Here is a 19930-nt window from a genome sequence, read left to right as displayed (position 1 = left end):
GCCTCGACCGGGGAGACGGTTCGCCATGAGTGACCGCTATCTGGGGAAGTTCGCCGGGGTCGTCCTGGACAACGACGACCCCTCGGGAATCGGCCGCCTCAACGTCCAGGTGCCCGACGTGCTCTCGGGCTCCACTGGCTGGTGCCTGCCCGCACTGCCGTACGCCGGGGACGGTGTCGGGCTGGCGATGGTGCCGCCGGTCGGGGCCCCGGTGTGGGTCGAATGGCCGGCCGGCGACCTGGGAAAACCGCCCGTGTGGTCCGGTGCGTACTGGACCAACGGCAACGGCGTCGCAGGCGCGGGTCCGGGCACCATCGTGCTCGTCACGCCCGGCGGCCACCGGGTCGAAGTGTCCGACGACAGCACCTCGATCACGCTGGCCGCATCAGGTGGAGCCAGTCTGACCCTCGACGACAACGGCATCACCCTCGACAACGGACAAGGCGCCACCCTCACGCTGCAGGGCAGCATCATCAGTCTCAACGGCGAGTCCTTCAAGGTCACGCAATGACGCGCCCCGGAGCCCACCGATGAGCGCGCCGCTGCTGACCACCAGCGCGACGATCACCTGTCCGCACGGCGGGCAGGGCACCATCGTGCCCTCGCAAATCGCGGTCACCGCCGGCGCCGAGGTCTGCACCGAAGCCGACTCGGTCGTCATCGCCGGCTGCCCCTTCACCGTGGGCCCCAATCCCAGCCCGTGTCTGTCGGTGAGCTGGAGCAGCACCTCGACCGCCGGTACCGCCGGCGGCGCTGCCGCGCTCACCACGAACAGCGTCGGCATGTGCATGAACGGAGCCAACGCACCCCAAGGACCCGTCGTCCTCGCGCCCGCTCAGACCGCAGCGACAGGAACATGATGATCACCCGAGCGCCGTGGCGCATCGCCGGACGCCGACTGGTGCCGGCCGACTATCTGCAACACCTGGACGACCTGGTGCGCACCGTCGTGTTGACCGGCCCCAACGAACGGCTGCACCACCCCGGCTTCGGCGCTGGCCTCGGCGCCTCGACCCTGTTCGAACCGCTGTCGCTGAGCCTCGAGCCCACTGTCGTCGCCCGCGTTCGCGGCAGCCTCATGGACGCCCTCGGCGACCGTATCCAAGTCCAGGACGTCCAGGTCGACATCAGCGACAGCACCTTGGCCGCACACATCAGCTACCGGCCGCTGCCCGCCGGTGAACCGCGGACGATAACCGCCGAGATCCCCAGGGTCGGGCCATGACGACGCCCCCTCCCGACCAGTACACACTGCCCCAGCAGCCCGCCGCCACTGCGGTGGAACGCCCCAAGGCGCTGTTCGGCAACATCAACAACGTCGTCGGACTGCGCGCCGGCACCGCGCGGCTCACCGCCGCCGGCCGGGTGATCGACGTGTGGCTCTTCGGTGCCCCGCCGGCCGCGCTGATCGACCCGGCTCTGTGGTCGTTGCGGCCGGCGCCGGGAGCACCCCGACCCGGCATCACCGCCGTCGCGGCGGTGCCAGCGACGACCGATGCCGACGGCACCCCGATCCCGGCGCACCTGACCCTGTCGCTCGAGGCAGTGCTGCCGGGGCGCGGGGTGTACCAACTGCGACTGGACCCCGCGGCGACCGCAGCGCTCGGCGTGCAGGTCGACCCGCTGCGCGTCTACCTGCCGCTGGGACTGCGCCCCGAATGCGGCGACCGCGGCGACTGCACCGAGGTGCCGCCGGCGCCGGCCAAGAACACCGCCCCCGATTACGACACCCTGGCCCGCGACTACCCCGCCCTTCGCGCGATGTTGATGGAGCGACTGACGTTCGAGGACCCTGCGGCCGACACCTCGGTGGCCGACTTCACCGTGACCCTCATCGAGCTGTTCGCCCACCTCGGAGACCTCCTGAACTACCGGCTGGACCGCGTCGCCACCGAGATGTGGCTGGCCACGGCGCGCCGCCGCGCCAACGTCACCCGCCTGGCCCGCACGGTCGACTACCCGGTGCAGCCCGCGATCAGCGCTGCCACCACCGTCCAGGTCGTCGTTGCTGACGTGGCCGGCAGCGATCCGCACGCCGACGTCCTCGCCGGAGACGTGGCCACCGACGCCGCAGCCGACGAGCCTGTCACCGCGGCAGCGACGTGCTTCACCCTGGAGACCCCGGCCAGGGTCTACCGCAGCCACGTCGAGGTCGCCCTTTACGACTGGACCGAAGACGATGCCGTAATCTCCGCCGGCGCGACGAGCGCGGTACTCGTCCGCCCTCCCCAATCCAGCGGGATACCGCTCGCCGACTGGTTACCGGTCGGCTCGCTGCTGGGCTTCGAGGTCGTCGCTGTCGACAACCTGCAGGCGCAGCGCGACTGGGCCGGCGCTGCCACCCCCACCGCAGCGCCAGAATGGCCACGTCCACCGCTGGCCAGCCGGCCCGCCCAGGTCGTGCGGGTCACTTCGGCCGTCGCGTTCACCGATCCCCTGCGACCGGCACTGCCACTGGTGCGGGTGTTCTGGGATGCCGCTGAGGCGCTGCGCACCGCGGTGCCGGCCAGCGTCGACGTGGCCGGCGGCATGCGGGTCGGGGTCGCCCGACTCGGCCTCATCAGCGCACATCACGGCCTGCCGGTCGACGGCCCGGCCACCCTCGTGCCCGTGGATCGTCTCACCGGCCGGATTGCCGACCCGGCGACCGAGCAGGTCAGCGACTACCTCATGGTCGCCGCGGGCCCCGAGGCTGCCCCGGGACTGTCCCACCGGCCAGGTGGCCGGCCGTGGCTGCTCCAGGTCAGCGTCACGCTGCCCAACAAGATGACAGTGCCGGCCACCCGGGTGACCAGCCTGCTGCGCGCCCCCGCCGGCGGCTTCTCGGTCGTCGTCGACGCGGACGACGAACTGCCCGCCCGGCTGCGCTTCCGCACCGGCGCACTGGGCCTGACCCCGCCCTCGGGCAGCGTGGTGACAGCCCGGTACCAGATCGGCGCGGGCCCTGCCGGCAACGCTGCGGCCAACGCCACCCACCGGCTGATCCGCAGCACCACCCCGGTCGGCGCACCCTGCGTGTGGCTCGACGTCGAAGACGCCACCACCGCCGTCGTGGCGGCCCGCAACATCACCCCCGGCCGGGGCGGCGTCGTGGCGACATCGCTGGACGACGTCCGTCGCGACGCCCCTCAGGCGTACACCGCCGTCCCCCGCCGCGCCGTGCTTGTCGGTGACCTGCCCACGTTCGCCATCGAGATACCCGGCGTCGAACGCGCCACCGCCACCCGGTCCTGGTCCGGTTCCTGGCCGGTGGGCGCCGTGGCCTACGAGTCCCGCGAAACCGACCTCGGTGAGACCGCCGACCCGGTGGCGGCCGCCGCACTGGCAAAGTCCGTGCAGTTGACCCTCGACGGTGTTCGGATGTGCGGAACCGAGGTCATCACCACGCCCGCCACCCCGGTCGGCATCCTGATCGCGTTGACGGTCTGCCTCTACCCCGGCAGCGACCCCGACTCCGCGCGAGCCGCGATCCTGGCCAGCCTCCGCCCCGGAACCCCTTCGGCCCCAGGCCTTTTCGCCCCGGGAGCGCATTTGATGGGCGCCAGCGTGTACCTGTCGACCGTCACCGCCACCGTGGCCGCCCTGCCCCAGGTCGACGCCGTGTCCGTGACCGAAGCACGACGGCTGACCGACCCGCCCGGGACCGTCAGCACCGTTCTGGTGATGGGCCGCACCGAGGTCGCCGTCTGCGACGACGATATGAACTTCCCCGACCGAGGCCGCATCGTGCTGAGCATCGAGGGAGGCCGCTGAGATGACCATGCCCACCCCGGACGCCGTGGTCACCCCTGAACTGCTGCCCGCCCGGCCCGACCCGCTGCCGGGCCTGACCAGGCTGCGCCGCCGCCTCGGCGACCGGCTCGCGCTGCGCGACGACCTGCTGGCCCGACTGGCCGACATGCCCGACCCGAGCCGCCCGCACGGCACGTTCGGCGACATCCTGGACGTCGCCGGCGACCCCACCCTGTTGCGGGTCGCCGGGCTGTGGGCCCGGGTCGCGGACTCGGTATGCGCGTACGCCGAGATGACCGCAGGCGAGGCCTATCTGGGGACCGCCCAGGACTGGACAGATCTGCGCCGCGTCGTCGAGCTGGTGGGCTACCGACCGGGCCAGCGCACTGCCGCACACGGCTGGATCCGCGCCGAGACCGCGCCGGGCGCAGCCCCGCTGATCCCGGCCGGTACCCCGGTGCAAGCGCCCGGCACGTCGTCGCATGCCGCGCAGATCTACGAGGTCGCCGCCGACACGCAGCTGCGCGCCGAATGGGCGCAACTGACCATCACGGGTGTGCCGATACCCAGCGCCCCCACCGGCAAGCAGCTGCGGTTCCTCGCCGATCCCGGCTTCATCGCGTCCGACCGGGTGGTCTTCGTCAGCGAAGGCGGGGCGCCGGTGTTCCCCACCATCTGGGATCTGTGGCTGGCGTGGTGGCTGATCCTGAGCGGCAGCAGCTATGTCGGCCTGACCGGCCAGGCCGTCCGCGGCCTGGCCCGGGTGACCAAACGCGCCGACGACCTCGGCGCCGCGCTCCTCACCTTCGACCGCCGACTGGATGCCCTGCTGCCCCAGACCAGCGGGATCAGCTACGCCGCCTACCGTGTGCGCACCGAGCTGCGGCTGCCGGCCCGGCTCGACAAGATCAGCTACGTCGACAGCTCCGGCGCCCCCAAGACCGCCAACGCGCCCTATCCCAGCGGCGAGCCCACCGCGCCCTATAACCAGAACTGGGTATTTGTCGACGACGCGCGTGAGGCCAGCGTCGGGCAGTACATCTTGCTGTACGCAGGCGCCTCGGGCCAGTGCCTGGTCACGACCATCAAATCCATCACCGCCACCGACTGGCACGTGGCGCCCGGCACCACTCGGAGGGTCGCCAAGATCGAACTCACCGATCCGCTGCCGAACATCCTCGTCGCGCCCGGGCTCTCGGTGCTGCTGACCGATTCCCGCCAGGTCGCTCAGCACTACGAGCTGCCTGCGCTCGCGGCGACGACGTCCACCGCACGAATTCACCCACGCCTGGACCAGCTGCCGGCGCGCCTTGCCATCCAAACCACCGCCGCCGACGGCAGCACCGGCTGGGAACTGTCGGGTTGCGCCGCCAGCGCCTCCGACACCCCGTCGGACCCTGGCGGCCAGCTGATCAGCCTCGCTGATGCCCGGCACGGGAAGGCCGACCGTGGCAAGGGCAGTGGCCACGCCACCGGGAACCTCGCTCCCATCCAGCACGGTGCCACGCACACTAGTCAGCTGACCCCGATGGGCGCCACCGCGGTGATCAGCGGTCCCGTCACCGGCGACGTGAGCGTCGACGGCACGGTGACGGACAGCCTCGTCGTCAACGTCGCCGGGGTGCGCTTCGACGAGGTGCCGAGTTTGTACCGGCGCGGGCCGGACGAGCCCGTCTACACCACCCGACTGGCCGCCGACGGCCGGCTGGCGGTCACGTTCGGCGACGGTGTCAACGGCGCGCTGCCCCGCGGGGCCATCGCTGCCCGGTGGCGGGTCGGCGGCGGCCTCGCGGGCGAACTCGACGGCGCAGACATCACCACGCTGTCCACCAGCATCAACGGCGTGCGCAAGATCGCCGGCGTCGGGCCGACGAGCGGCGCCGCCGACCAGGAGGATCCGTTACGGATGCGCCGGGCCGCCGCCGCGCGCATCCGCGCCCTCGACCGCGTCGTCGCACTACAGGATCTCGCCGATCTTTCGCTCACCGTCCCGGGCACCAGTCACAGCACCGCCTGGCGTGGCGCAGGTCCACCCGGCTGCCCATGCGGACGCTCCGGCCTGCACGTCGCTGTCCTTCGCAGCACCACCACCGGCATCCGGGCCCCGCTTCCCGCCGAGTTGCACGCCCTGAGCAAGTACCTCGACACGCGCCGTGACACCCGCGTCCCGCTCTGCGTCTGCGCGGCCCGTCCCAGCCCGATCACGGTGACCGCCGCCCTCGCTGTGGACCCGCGACGGGACCCGGCCGCGGTCAGCGCCGCTGTCCGCGCCGCGCTGCTCGACCCGGCCGGCCCGCTGGCTCCGCTGCCGCGCGACCTCGGTATCCCCCTGGACGGCAGCGACGTCATCGAGGTGGCCCAGCCCGTCACTGGCGTCGTCGGCATCGCTGCGCTGGCGATGACCGGCGCCGCGACAGCAGCGAGCTCGGGCGACCTCTCACTGGGGCGACTGCCGGCCCTGCCCTACGAGTTGCTCTACGTGGCCAGCGCGCAACTCGCCGGGAGCTCGGCATGACCGCCGCCGGCGGTGTGCCGTCCCGCCGCTTTCTGGCCATGCTGCCGCCGGCGCTGCTGGAATCGCCCGATGGCGAGCAGCCCCCGGTGTCGCTGGCCCTGCTCGCCGCGGTGGAAGAGCAGTGGCTCGAGCTGGCCGCCGACGTGGATCGCGTCCTCGACGACACGTTCCCCGACAGCGCCGCCGACTGGGCGCTCCCCTACCTCGGCCAGCTGCTCGGCCTGCCGCCCGACGCCGGGCGCGCCGAGATCGGCTCGGCGACCGCGCTGCGGCGCCGGCGCGGCACGCCCGGGGCCCTCGAGGACTTCGCCGAGGTGGTGGCCGGCTGGCCCACCCGCGTGACCGAAGGCTGGCAGACCACACTGTGGTGCCAGCAGCTCAGCCACCCGGCGCGCCACACCGCGTCGATCTCACTGCGCGCCGGTGAGCACCTCCTGGTGGGCAGCCAGCTCGATCAGGCACGGCGCAGCGTCACCCCGGGTGGATCCTTTCATCCAGCCGCCGCGACGGCGACGGTATTCCCTTGGCAGGTAAGGCGATTCGACGGTGTCGAAGTGTGCCCACTGACGACACCGCGACGGTTCGCCCTGCACCCGCTCGGCATCCCGGCACCGCTGTACCTGCGGCCCCAACCGCTGCAGATCGCCAGCGACGCCGAGGACGAGAACCCGCCCGGAACACCACCCACCGCGCGGCCCCCGCGGGCGCCCGGTGAGCTGCCGCTTCGCGCGACGTGGCGACTGATCGCGGCGCTTGGACCCGACGCCATCACCTATGGCACGGTATGGCGCCTCGCCGCGGACCACCCGCTGGCCGCGAACACTCCGGACGACCCGCCGCTGCTCACCCTCACCGTCGACGGAACCCCGCTGCCCTGGTCCTCGATCGCGCTCACCGGGCTACCCGACGCGGGCGCGCCCACTCCCGACCCGATGCAGGTACTGGTCGACCCGTCGCGGGGCACGCTGTCGGTGGGGTCCGGGTTGGCCGGCACCATCCGCGCCACTTTCTACCGGCCGCTGCCCGGTGCGATCGGCGCACTGGCGGCCACCGCTGAACCCGACGACGGCGCCGGCACAGTGATCATCGTCGACCCGACCGGAGCTGCTCCGGTCGCCGGCGAGATCGTCGTCACCGACCTGACGGCGGCCGTGAATGCCGCGCTGGCCCTGCCCCAGCCCGCCGTCCGCCCGCCGGACACCGCGGCGTCCCCGGACGTGGAGATCCGGTTGGCGACAAACGACCGCCTCGTCTCACCCGGGGTGATCATCGGCACCCCCGCCGCTACGCGCTGGCGCATTGTGGCTCCGGCCGGCCTCACCCCGGTGATCGTCGGCGACCTCGGATTCGAGCTCGACGGCACTGAGGTCGAGTTGGCCGGGTGCTACCTCGAGGGCAATCTCAGCGCCGGCGCCGACCTGGCCGGACTGACCCTGACATCGGTGACGATGAACGTCGCGGCCCGGCGCACGCTGACCGTCAGCCCGCAGGCCTGGACGGTGCGGTTGCAGGCGGGCCGGTCCCACCTGGGCGCCGTCCGCGCGGACCTGTCCGCGTTTCCCATCGTCCTGACCGACTGCACCGTCGACGGCGCCGGTGTTGCCCCGACGCCGTGCGGCGCGCCCAGTGCGGCACCGGCGCCGACTCCGGCGCTGGCCGCCGCGAATCAGTTCCCACCCCAGTTGCACACGCGCGGCTGCACCTTCGCTGGCGTCGTCGCCGTCGACGTCATCGACGCCACCGACTGCCTGTTCATCGATGGGCTGCACACGGTGGTGACGGCAACGGGCTGCCTGCGCTACTGCCACCTCGGCCCCCACGACCAGCCCCAGACTCATCCCACCGCGTATCTGTGCCTGACCGGGGCGCTACCCCCGCTCGGGTCGGTTGGTGCCGAGTCAGCCGGGTACCTGGCACCACTGCTGACATCACCGTCGGCCCACCGGGCCGACCCCGTGTTCAACAGCGCCAGCGATGGCGGCGAGATCGGCGCGTACCACCACGCCCGGCGTGGGCCGCTGGCCTTGAGGCTGACCCAGCGGCTGCCCGAGATGACGGTCCTGACAGTGCATCCACACCTGACCATCGCGTCCCCGGAGGAATAACGTGAGCGGCGACTACACCTCGGTGCCCCTGCGTCCCAACGGACCACAGTGGCTCTCGACGAAAATGCAGCAGGGCCGGGTACTCCTGGACGGCGACTGGAATCTCAACATCGACGCGGCCGAGCGGGAACGCGCCGGCCTGGCGGCAGCGGTCATCGGGGACGCCGGGGTCGCCGAGGGCAGCACCGCCTTCGAGATCAGCTTCGCCGCGGGCGGCGGACTGCAGATCGGCGCCGGTTCGATGTGGATCGGCGGGCTGCGTGCCGTCAACCCGGCGCCGCTGGCCTACGCCGCGCAAGAGGCGATCCCGGCCCTGCCTCAGGGCGGCCTCGCAGTCGTCTATCTCGATGCCGTCGTGCAGGAACTGCAGCCCGCCGAGGATCCCGTCGAACTGATCGACCCCGCGATGGACGGCGTCGACACGACGACGCGCACCCGGGTCGCCTGGAGGGTGCGCGTCGTACCGTCACCAGCATCCACGTGTGCAGGCGCAGCGACGGTGCTCCCGGCGGGACTGAGCACCGGACACCTCGATGTCGTGCGCACCGCGCCTGCGTTGCCGGTCGATCCATGTGCTCCGCCCGACGATCCACGCGGCAAATTGCCGGACGGTCTGTTGCGTGTCGAAGTGCTCGACTCCGGCACTGAAACGACGGCCCGCTTCGCGTGGTCCTACGAAAACGGCTCGGCCGCAGTCGCTGCCGTCGTCGCGGGCACCACGGCGACGCTGATGCCCTCGCCCTCGATCACGTTCGTGCCCAACGACCTGGTCGAGGTCAGCACGCTGGTCCGGCGTCTGGACCGCAAGGACAACGGCCCGCTGCTCACCGCCGTCGCGGTCAGCCCCGGTACCGCCGGAGACATGGTGACGCTGTCGGCCCCGGCACCTGTCGTCGGCACTCCCTCCGGGTTGTGCCTGCGCCGGTGGGATGGCCAGGTTGTCGGCGCGGCGGGCCAGGTGCCGGCCACGTGGCACGGCAGCGACGTCGGCGTCGCGTTCCACGCCCGGTCAGGTCAGTACCTGGCCGGCGACTCGTGGGCCGCGCGGATCCGGGGCAGCGCCGCCGACGCCGTCGAAACATTGACCGACGCGGTAGCCGACGGTACCGAGCACCACATCACGCCGCTCGCGGTCGTCAACCTGTCGACCATGACCGTCGTCTCCGACTGTCGTCCGACCTTCAACCCGCTCACCGACGCCCAGGCGTGCACCTGCACCGTCACCGTCTTTCCCGGCGACGACCTGCAAGCCGCGGCCGACAAGCTGCCCGATTCCGGCGGTGAGCTGTGCCTGGCCGCCGGCCGCTACGAGCTGGATTCGCCGATCGCGATCTTCGACAAGCGCCGCGTCGTGGTGACCGGTGTCGGCCCCGCGACCGTCATCTCCATCAGCGGCTACGAATCGGTGCTGCAGTTCACCGAGTGCCGTGACATCACCGTCGAGCGCATCCGTGCCGAGGCCGGCACCGGCGCCAATACCGCCGGGCGAATCGGCGGTCCCCAGTTGTTCGGCACGCTGGCCTTCCTCGGGTGCACCGACGTCACGGTGCGCGATTGCGAACTGGTCTGTCCGGACAATGTGCGCCGGACCCAGTCCGCGATCTACAGCGCCCCGTCGGACAAGGCCGACAACCGCCGGAACCACTTCACCGGCAACCGGCTGCAGATCGGTGACCAGCAAATCGGCATCCTCGTCGTGTCCAGCGACGAAACCACCGTCGACGGTAACGAACTTCGGATCGCACCCGCCCCTGACCGCCGCACTGACGTACTGCTGCCGCTGTTGGCCCGCGAGCTCGGCCGGTACATCAGCGCGAAAGTCCAGATGCCGGCAGCGGAGGCCGAACGGCCACCCGCCGCCGCGGCACCGGACGTCGCGGGTGCCGACGTCCGAGGTGCTCGGATCGTTCGGCTGGCCAACGGAGCCAGCTTCTCCCTGTCGGGCCCACCACAGCTCCATCACATCGCCGACCAGTTCAGCACCCTGATCGGCGCGAAAGCCCTGACCAGGCTCACCCCCAGCCAGGGCCTGAACAAGTTCGTCCGCCGCGCGACCCAAGCCCCCGATTCGTTGGCGCTGTCGGTGGCCAACAGCCGCTTCTTCGCCGCGATCTCCCGACAGTCCCGGTCGATGGCGCAGGGCATCGTCGTGGCGGGTGACAGCGCCGAGCTGGTGCGCATCCACGACAATCTGGTCGCGGGAGCGATCGAGGGCATCCACGTCGGACTGAGCTCCACCGACGGCGGCAACATCAACGCCGGTGAGGTGACGGTCAGCCGCAATGTCGTCAGATGCGTCGTTCCGTTCTATTGGAACCGGTCCCGGCACGCGATCTACGTCGGCAGCGTCAACCGGCTCACGATCCACGACAACAGTGCGTCGCTGGTGCGGGTCGGCGGCAGCACCGACATCGCGCAGTTCGCCGCCACCCCGGTCGACGCGGTGCGCATCTTCGGCCGGGTCGGTCCCTGGGTCAGTGTGCGGGGGCTAAGTCTCACCGGCGGCTTCCGCTGCGGTGTCCGGGTCACCCAAACGGGCACCGCCACCAGCGGGTCGCGGCTGCGCTACGTCAGTGACGTCCTCAATTCCGGCGGGAACGGACCGGCGCTGCTGCCTACCCCGTTCCCGTACCAGCACGAGCGGTGCGTGCCCTAGGCACCGTCGACGTTGTAGTCCTCTTGGTAGTTCTCGGTCAGGAGGCGCAGCTCTTCACCGGTACGCCGCTGTAAGCACGCCAGCACCATCGTCAACGGGCATTCCTGCTCGCCGCCGCGAAACACGATGATCGGCAACCGGTAGTACACGCTGTCGGAGCGATCGAGGTCGATGTCCCAGACCGCGTCGTCGACGTTGAGCAGCAGAACCAAGCCGATGTGACGGGCCGCGGCATCGGCGACAGCGCGCTGGTCGAGCGTCATGATCGCGTCCGCTGACGGGTAGCGCTGCAGCAGGAACGCTTCCAGACGGTCGAGTGACGCGACGTCCACGTCGAGTTCGGCGCCCATCATCGCGTAGAGCTCGTCGCGGACCTCCAAATCCAGAGCCAGCCAGGTCTGGAATTCATCGCGCGAGTGCATGCGGAACGGCGCCGGGTTCACGCCAACGATTGTCGCACCGCCTTCGCGATCAGCGGGTGACCGGCGGCGGGATGCGATCCAACAGTTTCGCGCCCGAACGGTGCGGGCCGCGCAGCTCGATCGTGATCCCGGCGTCTCCGAGCATCTTTTTCAGCGGGCCGCTCGGCTCACAATCGATGAAAATCCACGTCATCGACCACCGCCGGCGTTTGACCAGGTGGCGGTCCGCGGCGACCTCGTCGATGATGTCCTTGCTGGCGTACACGGTGCCGCCGTCGTAGGCCTTGACCTCGGCGCCTTCCTTCGGCGGATTGAACAGATCGATGCGCCGGGTACCCAAGTCGCCCGGCAGGTCGTTGATCGTTTTCTCGCTCTCCGCCCACTTCCCCCGAACCCGTTCGGCTTCGACGATCTTGTTCGCCTTGTTGGCCTTGTCGACATTGCTCTCGTAAATGGCCTCCCACACCGGGAATTCCTTCGTACCCCCGGTCAGCTCGTACATCTCCCGGCGGATTCTCTTGTGTTCGTCGCTGCCGGGCTCGTGTTTACGCAGTTCCGTCAGCAGCTCGTTGTACTTCTTGCGATTGCGGGGAGCTACATCGCGCTGGGCCACCCCGCTGCTGGGCGAGAGGTCGCCGATATCCAACGCCCCCTGATGCTCGGCCAGCTGTTGCTCGAGGCTGTCGAGTTTGGCCTCCGCGTCGGTGCGCGCGTGGGGCTCCATCTTCTTCATCGCGTCCATGTGGTCGGCGATCAGCTTGTTCAGTTTCTGCACTTCCAGCTGGGCGTCGAACAGCGGCTTGTTGGTGGGGTCCAGCGTCTTCTTGCCGATCAGATCGGCAATCCACTTGAGCGCCAACCGAACCCGCCCGGAGAACCCCTGGTACTTCTGCATCGTGCGCAGGGTGTCGGCGTGCATCCGCACCGTGGACGGCAGCGCGTCCGGGCTGACCCGCAGCCGGATGTTGGTGACCAGCCCGGTGTCGGGGTCGGGATCCCAGTCGGCCTGCACGAAATCGCCCTCGAGGGTGGGGTCGACGACCATCAGTTCGCGCAGGTCGGGCGGCAGGGCCTCGCGTAACTCCTGAGGGGTGGCCCGCCGCTCGCCGATCGGCTTGGTGGTGGCGGCTGGATCGGTGGGTTTGGTGTCGGACTTGTCTTTCTCGTCGGGACCGGCCTTCTCGTCGGGACCGGCCTTCTCGTCGGGACCGGCCTTCTTTTCGGGCTCTGATGGTTTGGGTGCTTCGTGGCCGGCGTTCGGGTCGGATTCGGGCACCGGCGGCTTGATGTCGAGTGCGCCCGCCCCGCGTTCGGGCTCGCCGCGGGACCCGCTCTCGCCCGGCTTCGTGGTGCCACCGGATTCGGTTTCGGAGTGGGCGGCAGGTGCCGGCGTGCCGCCCTTGGCCGCCGCCGCGTCGCGGGCCTTGGCCTTGGCCCGCGCCCCGATCGCCTCGCCGGCGATGAACATGCCGTTGTTCTGGACCGCCGACGAGATCGCGGACGCGCGCTGACGCCGCGCTTCAGCGTGCGTCATCGCGCCGGATTCCTCCTGCGCGCTGATCGTCATCATCTGGTCGATGAACGACACGTCACCCCAGATGACGCCCGCACCGCCGATGACCTTGTTCGCCAACTCGGCGCCCTTGACCAGCGACTCGGCGCCCTCTACGGCCTTGGCCGCTTCTGCCAACTTGGACTCGGTCGCACCGGCCTCCTCCAAGATCGTGAAGGCGCGGCCGAATTTGGCCACCCGGAAGCCCGCGACCAACTGCCCCGCAGCGCCCATGCCACCCAGCAGCCCGAGCACATCACTGACGGTGGAGGCATCCAAATAGAGCTTGCCGGCTTCCCATCTCTGGATGAGCCGCGCCGCCGCGGCGGCCGCGCCGATCAACGCCGCCGCGGTGCCGGCCGAAGCCACGATGAGCCCGATCGCAGCCAGCACTGTCACCAGGTCATCGATGCGCTTCTCTGCCACGGCCCAGTCCACCGGTGCGCTCTCGGCGTTCATCGTGGCCGGTGCATCGGCCTCCAAACCCAGGCCGGCCGTGCGGACCGCGATGTTGCCGCGCCCATAGGACGCCTTCCCGCCGAACTTGTCCAGCGCGGCCTGGAAAGCCTTGCTGGGGGTGGCGCCGCGCCCTTCATACGCACCCGCGCCGTCGATGTTGGTCACGTCGTTGATCAGCCAGCGATAGTCGTCGCCGTCCTTGGGCATCGGTCCCGCGGCCAACAACAGCGGGTACTGCTGACCGCTCACCTCGGAGATCAACGCGGCGTTGACCCGGACCGACGGCGGTAGGTCGGTGCTGGCCCCGGCGGTGCGCTTGTCCTCGTACCGGTTGTACAAGCTGATCAGGCGGTCGAGCGTCTCGACGTCGTGGCTCAACGTGTAGTCCGACAGGTTGGGGTAGTCGTGGCGGAACTTCTCCAGCTCCTCGTTCTTGGCCTTACGCCGGGCCGTCAGCACATCCAGCGGCGAACCGGTCAGGTTCATCTTCGCCTTCTGCATGAGGCTTTCGAGATATTCGAGCTTCGACTGATTGCCGTCTTTCCGGGCGATGTCGATCTGGGCCTGCAGTTCGGCGAGTTGCGCCGCCGGTTCGTCCAGCGCCTCGTTGAGCGCGGTGGTCATGTCGGTGACCTCGACGACGTGCCCGGCGACGGCCGGCGGCCTGATGACTTCCTTTCCTTCGCTGTCCTCGCGGATCGCCGGCGTCGCGATGGTTCTGATGAGGAAGATGCCCTTTTCCTTCAGTGGCACCTCTTGTTGCTCGGTGGGTTGACCGAACAATTCGGCCAGCCACTTCAGCGATGCGCCCAGCGCCGTGACCAGCAGTGACACCGGAGCCAATGAGATGGTGGTCAGGTTGGCGACGTCGCTGTTGAGCCGTTCGGCGACCGTCGAACCGCCGGAGGCACCCAGTCGCTTGTTGGCGCGCTTGGTGTCCTTCCACCAATCCTCGAACTCACGGGTGAACTCCCGGTTGGCGCCGCCCATCCCGGTGACGTCGGTGCCGGCGCCGGCCTTGGCATGGGTGAATTCGTCGACGCGCTCTTCGAGGGTCTTCTCCGGCGCGGCGTTGGCGTCGGCAGCGGCGTGCGACGGGTCTTTCTTGATCTGTGCCTTGGCGTACTCGGTGATGTCGAACTTCTCCCACCGGTACCGAATGTCGTTGCCGACCTGCGTGATCACCTGGGAGGCGAAGCTGTAGTTGCCGTTGGCGGACCACTGCACCTTGGCGGTGAAGGTCGGGTCCGAGTCGACGGTCACCAACTTCGGTCCTTCGACGGTGACGGGCCACGGGGGCGCGTTCGGCGCCTTGCCGTCGCCGCGGCCTTCGATCGGGCTGCGGTACACCGACGGCACCGTGCCGTTGCCCTTGCCGCTGCCGCCCGAGACCAGGTACTTCGGCACGAAATAGATGATGCGAGCCCCGGGCACTTTCGCCACCATGTCGCGCACCTGATCCGGCGCCGACAGCATCCCCATGAGGTCGACGTTCTCCACCTTGGCCGGGGGTGCGGGCGCGGCGGGGGCGCTCTTCGGATCGCTCTGGTCAGCGGACTTCTGGCGTTCCTCGAGCGCCTTCTTCTTCTCATCGGCGGTCAGCTCGCGCTGCCCGATGACGCTTCGGAGCTCATGGCCGTCGGCGTCGGCCTCGTGTCGGAGGTGGTCGTAGTCGTCGCCGCGGACCTGAAGTGCCGTGAGCGAACCGTCGGCCGCGAGCTCGTACACACCTGGGTAGAAAGTGACCTTGACGTCGGGCTTCATCGGCACCTTCGGCCCCAGGGCAGAGCCGTTGGTCCCGTAGACCTTGACGAACTTCGGATGCAGCCCGACGTACACCCACGGCGTCTTGGTCCCGGCAAACCCCGCCAGCACCTTGGCGGCGTCGTCCATCCCGGCCGCGAACACCTGGAGCCGCTCCCACGGCAGATCCTCCGGTTTCGTGGCGGCATTGGGGTCGGGTTGGCCGACGATCGTCGGCTCGCCGATATCGACGATGACGTCTCGGAACACCCGGGCCGGCCCGGGCTTGGCGTCCGCGACGTGTGCCAGCTCGTGCTGCAGTAACCGCGCGCCGGACGCGGTGTCGGGCCGATACTCACCGCTGCCGAAGAAGACGTGACTGCCGATGGTGAAGGCGTGTGCCCGCACAGACGACGCCAGCTGGGCGGCGTGGTCATCGGTGTGGATACGGACATGGCCGAGATCGGTATCCAGGGCCTGACCAAAGTGGGCCGTCTGTTCGGCCGCGAGCGGCCGGCCGTAACCCGCGCGCGCGGCGATCGCGGTCGGGGTGCCCGCCGGCAGATACGGGTGCCGCCGGGGCCGCGGGACGCCTGAACTATGCGCGCCCGCGCGATTGAATGTCGATATCTGGGCATCGGCTGCCCGCGCTGTGGCACGGCGTTCCGCGGGTTCACCGGGTTCGGACAGCAGCCGCCGCGGGATCGCTGGCGCCTTCGATTGATGCTGGTGCGTCGGCGCCGGCGCGGCCATCGTCAGCTCACCCATACGGGCCCCCAGCTCTAGTCCGTCCCAGACGGCACCTCGGGGGAAATTATCCCCGAATTCGCTGCTCTACGAGCCGATATCCGCTCAATTCTTCACCGCGGACGCGCATCTTCCGCCCACAAATGCCGAAACGGCATTCCAGCAGGGAAAGTTCGAGAACTCCCCTGCTGGAATGCCGTTTCGGCAGTGGGTCAGACGGACTTGGTGATGCCGTAGTAGGCGACGATGTCGTCGGTGTCGGTGGTCGAGCTGGTCAGCACCGCGTAGGACCGCAGGAAGGACTGGCCGACGCAGCCGTCGACCTTGACGTGCGTGTCCTTGAGCGTGATGCGCACGGGCGCGGCCTTGAAGGACTTCTTGTCGACGGGTACCTGGGTGACCGTGCCGGGCTTCGGGTGGATTTCCACGGTGCCCGACATGGGGACGCTCACGCCCGTGGGCAGCAACCCGGCCAGCGTCGACCCCGAGGTAGCGATACCGATGGAGCCGACCAGACGCACCTGGCCCAGCTCGATACCGCAGCCGATCTGGTAGCCCGCCTCCAGCGTGCCGCCGGCGAGGGTGGTCTTGCCCTTGCCGGTCACTGTTCCGGTGAACGTGCCGCCCACGAGATATTCGCGCGAGCTGACCGCTGTCGTGAGAGGTGCGACGGGCAGCTCGGTCTCGTTCTTGGCCACCACGGTGAGAGTCCAGCCGTCGGGCGTCGTGACCGTCGCCGGCTCTTCCGAGGCCACGATGCCGGTGTCCGGCGGCGGGCCCTCGTCACCGGCAGGCGCGGGGTCGGCGAACGCAGTGGTCGCTGCCCCCAACGGGAGCAACATGCTCACAGCAGCAACCACAGCAAAACGCTTCAACATGTACTCCGAACGCCTCTCAACACGAACAGCAAAGCAATCACACAGTTGTTTCGCAGAAATGATCTCGGGTAAAGGTTTTGACTCACGTGAGTCGAAACACAGGCCATAGGCTGGGGTGGTGTCCGATCTCGTACTGACGCAGGTCATCGACCGCGTCGCGCTCATCACCGTCAACGATCCCGAGCGCCGCAACGCGGTGACCGCGGAAATGTCTGCCGGCCTGCGGGCCGCGATCAACGCCGCTGAGGCCGATCATGGTGTGCACGCCGTGGTCGTGACGGGCGCCGGCAAGGCCTTCTGTGCCGGCGCCGACCTGACCGCGCTCGGTGCCGCCACGGTGAACGGTCTGCGGGTGATCTACGACGGCTTCCTCGCCGTGGCCGACTGCACGCTGCCGACGATCGCCGCGGTGAACGGCCCGGCCGTCGGGGCGGGGCTGAACCTTGCGCTCGCCGCCGACGTCCGGATCGCCGGGCCCGGCGCGGTCTTCGACCCACGGTTCCAGAAGCTCGGGATTCACCCGGGCGGCGGCGCGACCTGGATGCTGCAGCGCGCCATCGGTCCGCAGGCGGCACGGGCGGCGCTGCTGTTCGGCATGAGGTTCGACGCCGACGCCGCCGTGCGGCACGGCCTGGCGCTGGAGGTCGCCGACGACCCCGTCGCCGCGGCACTGGCGCTGGCCGCCGGTCCGGCATCGGCACCCCGCGAGGTGGTGCTGGCCACCAAGGCGTCGATGCGCGCGACTGACCATCCCGGCGTCCTGGACAACGAGCAGCACGCCAAGGCGGTCGACATCGAGATCGCCCCGCAGGCGGCATCGATCGAATCACCGGAGTTCGCCGCGCGATTGGCCGCCGCCAAGCAGCGCTGACTACCCGTCGAGCAGCGCCAGTTCGGGCGTCTCGATGAGGGCCCGCAACTCACCGAGGAACGCCGCTGCCCCGGCTCCGTCGGCGATCCGGTGGTCGAAGGCACAGGTGAGCGTCATGGTCGGCCGCGCCACCACCTCGCCGTCGCGAACCACGGCACGGGGCTTGAGCGTCCCCATCCCGAGGATCGCCGCCTCCGGATAGTTGATGACGGGTACCCCTTCATCCAGACCGAGAGCCCCGAAGTTCGACACGGTGAACGTCGAGCCGTGCAACTGGGCGGGTTTCAGCGTGCCCTCGCGGGCGGAGCGGATCAGCCCGTCCACCGCCCAGGCCAGTTCCCGGGTGGACAGGCGTTCTGCGTCCCGCACCACCGGCACCAGCAATCCACGCGAGGTCGCGACGCCGATGCCCAGGTGCACCGATTCGTGAAGATGCACGCCCGCACCGTGTTCGGCCGGCACCCAGGTGGCGTTGAACTCGCGGTGGTGCCGCAGCGCGATGGCGAGCAGTCGCAGCGTCAACACGAACGGTGTGACGGTGCCGTCGGCGACGGCCAAGGTGTCGCGAACCCGGAGCAATTCGAAACAGTCCACCTGCACCGAGGCATGCGCATCCGGTATCTCCTTGCGTGACACCGACATCCGGCGTGCCATCTCGGCGTGTACGCCGGTCACGGGAACCAGGTCGGCGTCGACGGTCTGGTGCGCCGAGGCCAGCACGTCCTGACGCGTGACGATGCCGTCCGGTCCGGACGGCGCCACCTCGGTCAAGTCCACGTGCAGTTCGGCCGCCAGCTTGCGCACCCGCGGTTTGGCCCGGGGACGGCGCCGGGTGGTATCGAGTTCAGCGTCCGCGCCGTATCCGACCAGCACGGGTTTGCGTTCGGGTGCTTTGGCTTTCGGCTCGGCTGTGGGCTCAGCTTGTGGCTCGGGTGCAGGTTCCGCCACCACCGGCGCATCGGTGGCGATGCGGACCAGCACAGCGCCCACGGCGAGCGTCTGCCCTTCTGCCCCACCGAGTTCGGTCACCACACCGGCGTACGGGCTGGGTATCTCCACGGCCGCCTTGTTGGTCTCCACGGTGCACAGGACCTGGTTGAGCTCGACGGTGTCCCCCACCGCCACTGCCCAGGAGGTGATGGTGGCGTCCTCCAAGCCTTCACCGAGGTCGGGTACCAGGAAGTCGCGTGTCGCCGTCATGGCTGGCTCATCGCCTGGTGTACGCAGTCCAACAGCCGGTCCACTCCGGGCAGCCACAGTTTCTCCAGCCGGGCCGGCGGGTAGGGAGTGTCAAAGCCGGTGGCGCGCAACACGGGTGCCTCCAGGTCGTAGAAGAGCTCCTCGGAGATTCGGGCGGCCAGTTCGGCACCGTACCCCAGGGTGCGCGGCCCTTCGTGCATGATCACCGCGCGCCCGGTTTTGCGGATCGAGGCTGCGATGGTGTCGAAGTCGAGCGGGTTCAGCGACCGCAGGTCGATGACTTCCAGGTCGTGGCCGTCAGCCAGATCGGCTGCGGCCAGCGCAGTGTCGACGAGTGAGCCGTAGGTGATGACGGTGACGTCCCGCCCGGTGCGCCGCACCGCGGCCCGCCCGATAGGAGGCGCCGGCCCGCTGGTGTCCAACTCCCCCTTGGTCCAGTACCGGCGTTTGGGCTCCAGGAAGATCACCGGGTCACGAGACGAGATGGCCTCGCGCAACAGCCAATACGCGTCCGACGGCGTCGACGGAATCACGACCTTGAGCCCGGCGGTGTGCAGCCAGTACGACTCCGTGGATTCCGAATGGTGTTCCACCGCACCGATACCGCCGAACGATGGGATGCGGATGGTCACCTGCATGTCGACATCGCCATGGGTGCGCATCCGGTACTTCGCGAGATGGCTGACGATCTGATCGAACGCCGGGGCGGCGAATCCGTCGAACTGGATTTCGGGTACCGGCACCATGCCGCGGATCGCCATGCCGATGGCGATCCCCACGATCGCCGACTCCGCCAGCGGGGTATCGAAACACCGTGCTTCCCCGAAGGTTTCGTGCAGGCCATCGGTGACCCGGAACACCCCGCCCAGCTGGGCGACGTCCTCGCCGAAGACCAGCACCCGGTCGTCGGCGGCCATCGCGTCGTGCAGGGCGCGGTTGATGGCCTGCACCATGGAAACCGTGGTCGCCGTGGGCGATCCGGTTGGCGGCCTCGGCTCGTCGGGCTCCGCGTCACCGGACCACGACGGTCGCTCGATGATCTGCGTCATG

13 protein-coding genes are annotated in these 19930 nt (G+C 69.7%); 8 read left to right on the top strand and 5 right to left on the bottom strand.

Annotated elements, in window-relative coordinates; all coding sequences use genetic code 11:
* Positions 1-25: 25 nt before the first annotated feature.
* Genes AC1U2B_RS25085 through AC1U2B_RS25055 form a run of 7 tightly spaced genes read left to right on the top strand, consistent with a single transcriptional unit; the run spans position 26 to position 11008 of the window.
* On the top strand, positions 26-511 hold the full coding sequence (locus tag AC1U2B_RS25085; RefSeq protein WP_480218927.1) for a phage baseplate assembly protein V: 486 nt from the start codon (positions 26-28) through the stop codon (positions 509-511).
* 19 nt (positions 512-530) lie between these two features.
* Entirely contained in the window at positions 531-860 is a 330-nt protein-coding gene (locus AC1U2B_RS25080) for a hypothetical protein (RefSeq protein WP_480218926.1), read from the top strand.
* Positions 857-1225: a hypothetical protein gene (locus AC1U2B_RS25075; protein ID WP_480218925.1), complete on the top strand. Its 369-nt coding sequence runs from the start codon at positions 857-859 to the stop codon at positions 1223-1225. The genes AC1U2B_RS25080 and AC1U2B_RS25075 overlap by 4 nt, the downstream gene beginning before the upstream one ends.
* On the top strand, positions 1222-3753 hold the full coding sequence (locus AC1U2B_RS25070; RefSeq protein WP_480218924.1) for a baseplate J/gp47 family protein: 2532 nt from the start codon (positions 1222-1224) through the stop codon (positions 3751-3753). Before AC1U2B_RS25075 ends, AC1U2B_RS25070 begins: the two co-directional genes overlap by 4 nt.
* A 1-nt stretch (position 3754) precedes the next feature.
* A complete protein-coding gene (locus AC1U2B_RS25065) occupies positions 3755-6247 on the top strand; it encodes a baseplate J/gp47 family protein (RefSeq protein ID WP_480218923.1) in 2493 nt (830 codons plus the stop codon).
* Positions 6244-8352 carry a phage tail protein gene (locus tag AC1U2B_RS25060; protein ID WP_480218922.1) on the top strand — a complete coding sequence of 703 codons (2109 nt, stop codon included), beginning with the start codon at positions 6244-6246 and terminating at the stop codon, positions 8350-8352. Before AC1U2B_RS25065 ends, AC1U2B_RS25060 begins: the two co-directional genes overlap by 4 nt.
* 1 nt (position 8353) lies before the next feature.
* The gene (locus tag AC1U2B_RS25055; RefSeq protein ID WP_480218921.1) at positions 8354-11008 is read left to right on the top strand and encodes a hypothetical protein; all 2655 of its coding nucleotides are present in this window, start codon (positions 8354-8356) and stop codon (positions 11006-11008) included.
* Here the strand turns inward: AC1U2B_RS25055 and AC1U2B_RS25050 are convergent.
* From AC1U2B_RS25050 to AC1U2B_RS25040, 3 genes are all read right to left on the bottom strand, one after another.
* Positions 11005-11451, bottom strand: a complete 447-nt coding sequence (locus tag AC1U2B_RS25050) for a hypothetical protein (RefSeq protein ID WP_480218920.1) — start codon at positions 11449-11451, stop codon at positions 11005-11007. The genes AC1U2B_RS25055 and AC1U2B_RS25050 overlap by 4 nt on opposite strands.
* A 28-nt stretch (positions 11452-11479) precedes the next feature.
* Positions 11480-15952 (bottom strand): eCIS core domain-containing protein, encoded by a 4473-nt coding sequence (locus AC1U2B_RS25045; protein WP_480218919.1) that lies wholly within the window; start codon positions 15950-15952, stop codon positions 11480-11482.
* A 191-nt stretch (positions 15953-16143) separates the two neighbouring features.
* Complete coding sequence (locus AC1U2B_RS25040) at positions 16144-16809, bottom strand: MspA family porin (RefSeq protein WP_480218918.1); 666 nt, start codon at positions 16807-16809, stop codon at positions 16144-16146.
* 118 nt (positions 16810-16927) lie between these two features.
* Here AC1U2B_RS25040 and AC1U2B_RS25035 point away from each other — a divergent pair, with 118 nt between their 5' ends.
* A complete protein-coding gene (locus AC1U2B_RS25035; protein WP_071288057.1) occupies positions 16928-17680 on the top strand; it encodes an enoyl-CoA hydratase in 753 nt (250 codons plus the stop codon).
* Here the strand turns inward: AC1U2B_RS25035 and AC1U2B_RS25030 are convergent, their stop codons facing one another.
* Together AC1U2B_RS25030 and AC1U2B_RS25025 are read right to left on the bottom strand one after the other, a co-directional pair.
* Positions 17681-18880 (bottom strand): dihydrolipoamide acetyltransferase family protein, encoded by a 1200-nt coding sequence (locus tag AC1U2B_RS25030; protein ID WP_480218917.1) that lies wholly within the window; start codon positions 18878-18880, stop codon positions 17681-17683.
* Positions 18877-19929 (bottom strand): alpha-ketoacid dehydrogenase subunit beta, encoded by a 1053-nt coding sequence (locus AC1U2B_RS25025; protein ID WP_480218916.1) that lies wholly within the window; start codon positions 19927-19929, stop codon positions 18877-18879. The genes AC1U2B_RS25030 and AC1U2B_RS25025 overlap by 4 nt, the downstream gene beginning before the upstream one ends.
* Position 19930 lies beyond the last annotated feature (1 nt).

The organism is Mycolicibacterium sp. P4_G11, assembly GCF_056555145.1.
The sequence above is the reverse complement of the archived record's forward strand: the minus strand, read 5'-3'. Positions and strand labels throughout refer to the sequence as shown.